Source organism: Lachnobacterium bovis (genome assembly GCF_900111325.1).
Classification (GTDB): Bacteria; Bacillota; Clostridia; order Lachnospirales; family Lachnospiraceae; genus Roseburia; species Roseburia bovis_A.
Genome location: NZ_FOGW01000026.1, coordinates 21725 through 28164 on the forward strand (window position 1 = coordinate 21725; position 6440 = coordinate 28164).

Annotated in this window: 5 protein-coding genes and 1 rRNA gene; 1 reads left to right on the top strand and 5 read right to left on the bottom strand. The window is 29.8% G+C overall.

Annotated features, from left to right (window positions below; all coding sequences use genetic code 11):
• Positions 1–5: 5 nt before the first annotated feature.
• The 3 genes from BMY79_RS10095 to glf form a co-directional block, all read right to left on the bottom strand.
• A complete protein-coding gene (locus tag BMY79_RS10095; RefSeq protein WP_027422448.1) occupies positions 6–788 on the bottom strand; it encodes an ABC transporter ATP-binding protein in 783 nt (260 codons plus the stop codon).
• Between the two features lie 242 nt (positions 789–1030).
• Positions 1031–2044 carry a glycosyltransferase family 2 protein gene (locus tag BMY79_RS10100; RefSeq protein WP_022749785.1) on the bottom strand — a complete coding sequence of 338 codons (1014 nt, stop codon included), beginning with the start codon at positions 2042–2044 and terminating at the stop codon, positions 1031–1033.
• 36 nt (positions 2045–2080) lie between these two features.
• A complete protein-coding gene (gene glf, locus BMY79_RS10105; protein ID WP_022749787.1) occupies positions 2081–3229 on the bottom strand; it encodes a UDP-galactopyranose mutase in 1149 nt (382 codons plus the stop codon).
• A gap of 266 nt (positions 3230–3495) precedes the next feature.
• On the opposite strand from glf, the gene BMY79_RS10110 reads away from it, so the two are divergent.
• Positions 3496–4299, top strand: a complete 804-nt coding sequence (locus BMY79_RS10110) for an enoyl-CoA hydratase-related protein (protein ID WP_022749788.1) — start codon at positions 3496–3498, stop codon at positions 4297–4299.
• A 473-nt stretch (positions 4300–4772) separates the two neighbouring features.
• Here BMY79_RS10110 and serS read toward each other — a convergent pair whose 3' ends face one another.
• Both serS and BMY79_RS12305 read right to left on the bottom strand, forming a co-directional pair.
• Positions 4773–6068: a serine--tRNA ligase gene (gene serS / locus BMY79_RS10115; protein ID WP_022749789.1), complete on the bottom strand. Its 1296-nt coding sequence runs from the start codon at positions 6066–6068 to the stop codon at positions 4773–4775.
• A gap of 267 nt (positions 6069–6335) precedes the next feature.
• A 23S ribosomal RNA gene (locus BMY79_RS12305) occupies positions 6336–6440 on the bottom strand; the annotation flags it as partial.

Here is a 6440-nt window from a genome sequence, read left to right on the forward strand (position 1 = left end):
ATCAATTATTCCTCCCTTCCTTTTTCTCTAACATAAATCTCAAAGAATTTATCTTCAAGGCTTTTTCCTGCTTTTACATCCTCAATTTGTCCTTGCTCTATCATTTTGCCATCTAAAATAATACCAACATGGTCACATAAGCTGTCTACTAAAGAAAAAATATGTGTCGATAAAATAATAGTTTTTCCTTTATCTCTTTGTTCTTTCAAAAAATCGGTTACAACTTTAGCAGTAATTACATCTAGGCCATTTGTTGGTTCATCAAAAATTATAATATCAGGATCATGAACCAAAGAAATAACTATAGAAACCTTCTGTTTCATACCAGTTGACATATTATCAATTTTTACTTCTTTAAATTTATCAATACCAAATTTTGAAAAAAGTTCAGCTTTTCTTTCCTCTCTTTTCCCTTCATCAATACTATACATATCAGAAAAGAAATCGAATAAATAGTTTGGCGTAAAAAAGCCTTCTAACTTCAACTCATTTGTTAAAAATCCAATTTGACTACGAACTTCCTGTGAATTTTTCTTAACATCTAATCCATTAATGTTGATACTTCCCTTATCTGGCTTAATTAAAGTTGACAACATTCTTAATGTTGTTGTCTTTCCAGCACCATTAGGTCCTAATAACCCAAAAATTTCTCCCTGTCTTACTTCAAAATCAAGTCCATTTACTGCAGTGATTGTTTTCTCTTTGGTGTTTTGAATTTTTTGTTGTTTTTTCGAAATCTTAAACGTTTTTTGTAGATTAGATACTTTAACAACTACTTTTTCTTCCATATTATTCTCCTTTTTCACTTTTGATTTCAGCTTACTTGTGTATAATATCGTTTTTTGTGTATTAAATTTTACATGTTTCTTTTCAATCAAAACTTCTAAATTTCTAAATACATATTATCATTCTAAACTATCTTCTTTATCATGTAAAGAAAAAATCTTCAACTTATATAACTAAAAGTTTTTATAAACTGAAGATTTTTTATATTTACAAATAATTTTATTTTTCTTAGTAAGCTAAAGTTCTAGTTAAAGCCTACTACTTTTTGAGATAATCTATATGCAGCTACTGAAATTTTTCTACCGCTCTTACCTGGAAGATTCATTGTGCCACCCAAAATTCCTCTTCTAAGTTTATGGAATAATCTAATATCTTTTTCTTTGATATATTTCCATAATAAACGCTTCTTCTCAAGATTTTCTGCTGTACCAGAACGTAGAAGCATAACCGTAGAAACAACAGTTATAATTTCTACATAATTAAACATATATTTTCTACATTTTTTATCTGCAATTTTCCACAAATCATAAGACTCTATCATTAATTTATTAACACGAATCTGTTGATCAATTCTACTAATCATGACCTTTTCGTTTACTGATTGATCTTCACGTCCAATAAAATATCTATAGAAATCAACATCCATGTAGTACATACTCTTTACATGTGGAAGTGGTTGATAAACGTATAAATTATCTACATAAAATGTATGTTTAGGTAATTTTAATCCGCATTCTCTCAATAATTCTGTTCTATAAATAACAGAATGCATTAAAATATAGTGTCCCTTAAAGAAATGTTTTACGTCTTTCCACTCAAAAATTTTATCTTTAGGGAAACCTTTTTGACGCATTACTCTTTTATGTTTAGCGCCCTCTTTTTCATAAACATAATTTGCTAAAAGCATATCAATTGCATGGCCTTCTGCTACTAATTGCTTTAATTTAATAAGAATTTGTTTATATGAATCTAAATCAACCCAATCATCACTATCTACAACTTTAAAATATAATCCTGTTGCATTTTTTATACCTGTATTTACAGCTTCACCATGGCCACCATTTTCTTGATGAACAGCTTTTACAATTGTAGGGTATTTTTTTTGATATTCATCTGCAATTTCAGCAGTCTTATCTTTTGAACCATCATCTACAATAATAATCTCTACATCTTCACCGCCTGGTAAAATAGATTCTATACAATTTCTCATATAGCTTTCTGAATTGTAACATGGTATTGCAAAACTCAATAATTTCATTTTTATACCTCTTTACCTTTTCTCATATTCTATATTCTATTTCAATAAATTTTTTGCTAATTCCATTGCTTTTATACACATAGCATCAATATTGTAATATTTATATTCTGCTAAACGTCCTAATAAATGGAAATCATTAAACTGTTGTGCATCTTCTTTATACTTATTGTACAATTTATCATTTTCTTCATCTAAAATTGCATAATAAGGAATTTCGCCTTCTTTTCCACTATACGCAAATGGATATTCTTTTACAATTGTAGTACCATCCGTATTCTTTTGACCTGTTAAAAATTTAAATTCTGTAATTCTTGTATAATCTTCACTAACAGTATAGTTTACTACACTATGTCCCTGGAAAGAATCTTCATCATAATGTTCGAATTTAAAATCTAATGAACGATATGGTAAACGTCCATATTTACAATCAAACAATTCATCAATTGCGCCAGTATAAATCATTCCATTATTAAATTCTTTTCCTTCAAAGAAAATTTTTCCATCTTTAAATTCAACAATATCTTTAATATCTGTTTCTAATTTCACCTCAATATTTGGGTGGTCTAACATTTTTTCAAACATTGGAGTAAATCCATCAATTGGAACACTCTGATATTTATCCTTAAAATATCTATTGTCATACGAAATTACAATTGGAACACGTCCTGTTACTTCTGGACTAATTTCTTCTGGTTTTTGTCCCCATTGTTTCATTGTATATTTCAAGAAAACATTCTGATAAACGTACTCTGCGATTTCTCTTACATCAGGATCATCGTTTTCTCTTAATTTCATGATAGGAACTCTACTGCCTTCACCATATTCAGAAATTAATTTTTTCTCAAGATAATTAGCTTTTTCCTCATCATACACCATGTGTAAAGTATTAAGGTTAAATGGTACAGGAATTAATTGATCACCAACTTTAGCAACAACCTCATGTCCAAAATCATACCACTCTGTAAAACGTGACAAATATTTTCTAACTTCTTCATCACCTGTATGGAAAATATGTGGTCCATAAAGATGTATTAAAATTCCATGTTCATCTTGAACGTCATAACAATTTCCACCAATATGATTTCTTCTCTCTACTACTAAAACTTTTTTATTACCTTCCTCTGCAAGAATTCTTGCAACTACTGATCCAGCAATACCCGAACCAACAACAATATAATCATACATATTAACTATTCCTCATCTTTCTCAGTGTATCAAACACATAAAAATCACTTTAAACATAAAACACCTTAATTATACCATAACATAGAATGTCTAACCACTTTTTTATACACACAATCTATATTACAATAGTAATTTTCAACCAAAGTTTTCTGTTAGTTTTATGCAAATTGCTCAAATGTAAAAATTGTCGCACTTTACATTGACAATTTTTTATCAAAGTGATACCATTGAAAACGTAGATATATTTAATAGAGGAGGCTTATTTAATGAGTGAATTTAAAAATTTATTACTTGAAGTAAAAGATGAAATTGCAGTACTAACAATCAATCGTCCTGCCGCATTAAACGCTTTAAACAGTGAAACACTTGATGAACTAAATGTTTGTTTATCTGAAATTGAAGGAAGAGATGATGTAAAAGTATTAATTTTAACAGGCGGTCCTGATAAAAAAGGAAATGCATTCAAATCATTCGTAGCTGGCGCTGATATTTCTGAAATGGTTAACTTCGATGCACCAGCAGCACGCAAATTTGGAATCAAAGCATCTGAACCATTCTTTAGATTACAAAACATGCGCCAAGTTACTATTGCTGCAGTAAACGGATTTGCACTTGGTGGTGGCTGTGAAATCTCAATGGCATGTGATATCAGAGTTGCTTCTGATAACGCTGTATTTGGTCAACCAGAGTGTGGTCTAGGAATCATTCCTGGATTTGGGGGAACACAACGACTAGCTCGCTTAGTTGGAATGGGACGTGCTAAAGAAATGATTTTTACATGTGATTCAATTGATGCAAACGAAGCATATCGTATTGGATTGGTTAACCGTGTTGTTGCAAAAGAAGAATTAATGACAACAGCAACAGATCTTGCTAAAAAAATAATTTCAAAAGGTAGTTACGCTGTTTCTGTTGCAAAAGCTGCTATAAACAACGGCTATGACATGGATATCAGAAACGCAGTAGAAATGGAAGCAAACTTATTCGGTGTTGTAAATGATACACACGATAAAAAAGAAGGAATGACAGCTTTCCTAGAAAGACGCTCAGCTAATTTAACTGATTTCTAGATGTTTTATTCAAAAATATAACAACGTATTTTATAAAGCATTTTATAAAGTATTTTATATAGTTGATACAATATAATCTCCTATATCTTCGTAGCATTGTGTCAGCTCATATATAAATGGCATGGTGTCGACTATTAAACATAGTGGCATCATGTCTTTTTTTTATTTTTATAGTGTCATAGTTTTTATATAAAATTAAATTCTAAAATTATTAAAAAAGGATTTATCTAAAGAAACTAATTATCCTAAAAAATATTTATCCTATAACAGTTTATCTTAAAAAATATTTATCCTATAACAGTTTTTATCATAAAACAAAAGCAATGTTTTGATTGCATTCTCATAGTCAAAACATTGCTTTTTATTATTCTTTAAATATTATATAATATAATTTAATATTTTTTCTTTAACATCTATACTTTATTACTTATTCTTTAATATTAAATTCTTATTATTTAATATTTCTTCTATTTCTAGTTATTTTTATTTGGAATTAATACTTTCTTTCCACCCATGTATGGTTGTAAAGCTTCTGGAATATTTACAGAGCCATCTTCATTCACATTATTCTCTAAAAATGCAATTAACATACGTGGTGGTGCAACTACAGTATTATTCAATGTATTTGCAAAATATTTTTCTCCATTTTTACCTTTAACACGTATTTTAAGTCTTCTAGCTTGTGCATCTCCTAAATTAGAGCAACTTCCAACTTCAAAGTATTTCTTCTGACGTGGTGACCAAGCTTCTACATCGCATGACTTAACTTTTAAGTCTGCCAAATCTCCTGAACAGCACTCTAGAGTTCTTACAGGAATGTCTAAACTTCTAAATAAGTCAACTGTGTTTTTCCACATCTTATTATACCAATCCCATGCTTCCTCTGGCTTACAAACAACTATCATTTCCTGTTTTTCAAACTGATGAATTCTATAAACTCCACGTTCTTCAATTCCATGAGCACCTTTTTCTTTTCTAAAACATGGTGAATAACTTGTTAAAGTATATGGTAATTTTTCTTCTTCATTGATTGTATTAATAAATTTACCGATCATTGAATGCTCAGATGTTCCAATTAAATATAAATCTTCTCCTTCAATTTTATACATCATTGAATCCATCTCATCAAAACTCATTACACCATCAACAACAGCAGATCTAATCATATATGGTGGAATGCAATATGTAAATCCTCTATCAATCATAAAATCACGAGCATATGCTAAAACTGCAGAATGCAATCTAGCAATATCACCCATTAAATAATAAAAACCATTACCTGCAACTTTTCCAGCTGCGTCTAAATCAATTCCATCAAAGCTTTCCATAATATCTGCATGATATTTAATCTCATAATCTGGTACAACAGGCTCACCAAATTTTTCGATTTCAACATTACAGCTATCATCTTTTCCAATTGGTACTGATGGATCAATTATATTTGGAATAACCATCATAATTTCTCGAACTTTATCGTTTAAATCTTTTTCCTGAACTTCTAATTCAGCTAATCGAGCAGCATTATTTGATACTTGTTTCTTAACTTCTTCAGCTTCTTCTTTTTTTCCTTGTCCCATTAATGCACCAATTTGTTTAGATAATTTATTACGGCTAGCTCTTAACTCATCAGCTTCACTTTTAACCTGACGTGCTTTAGCATCTAATTCAATTACCTCATCAACCATTGGTAATTTATGATCTTGAAATTTCTTTTTTATATTTTCTTTGACAATTTCTGGATTCTCTCTCAAAAATTTTAAATCGATCATTTTATCCTCCTCTATTTAACACTTAACTCGCGTATTTATTTTTTTGATTAAAGATCAAAAAATTTTCTTTTCTTAGCATCGAAACATATAACTTTTTTATGCACTACACACACTATACACGTTATACGTAACAGTTTCATTATACTATCTAGGGCATACATTTGCAAGCAATTTAAACTCAACAAAAAAGAGCCACATTCTTCACTAGAACATGACTCTTTCTCACCATATATCTTCAAAACTTCATACAAGTTATTAAAAACCTTTTTGGTCAAGCCTTCGACCTATTAGTAACAGTCAGCTACATACATTACTGCACTTCCACCTCTGCCCTATTTACCTGTTAGTCTCTCAGGGGTCTTATCTCCTTTT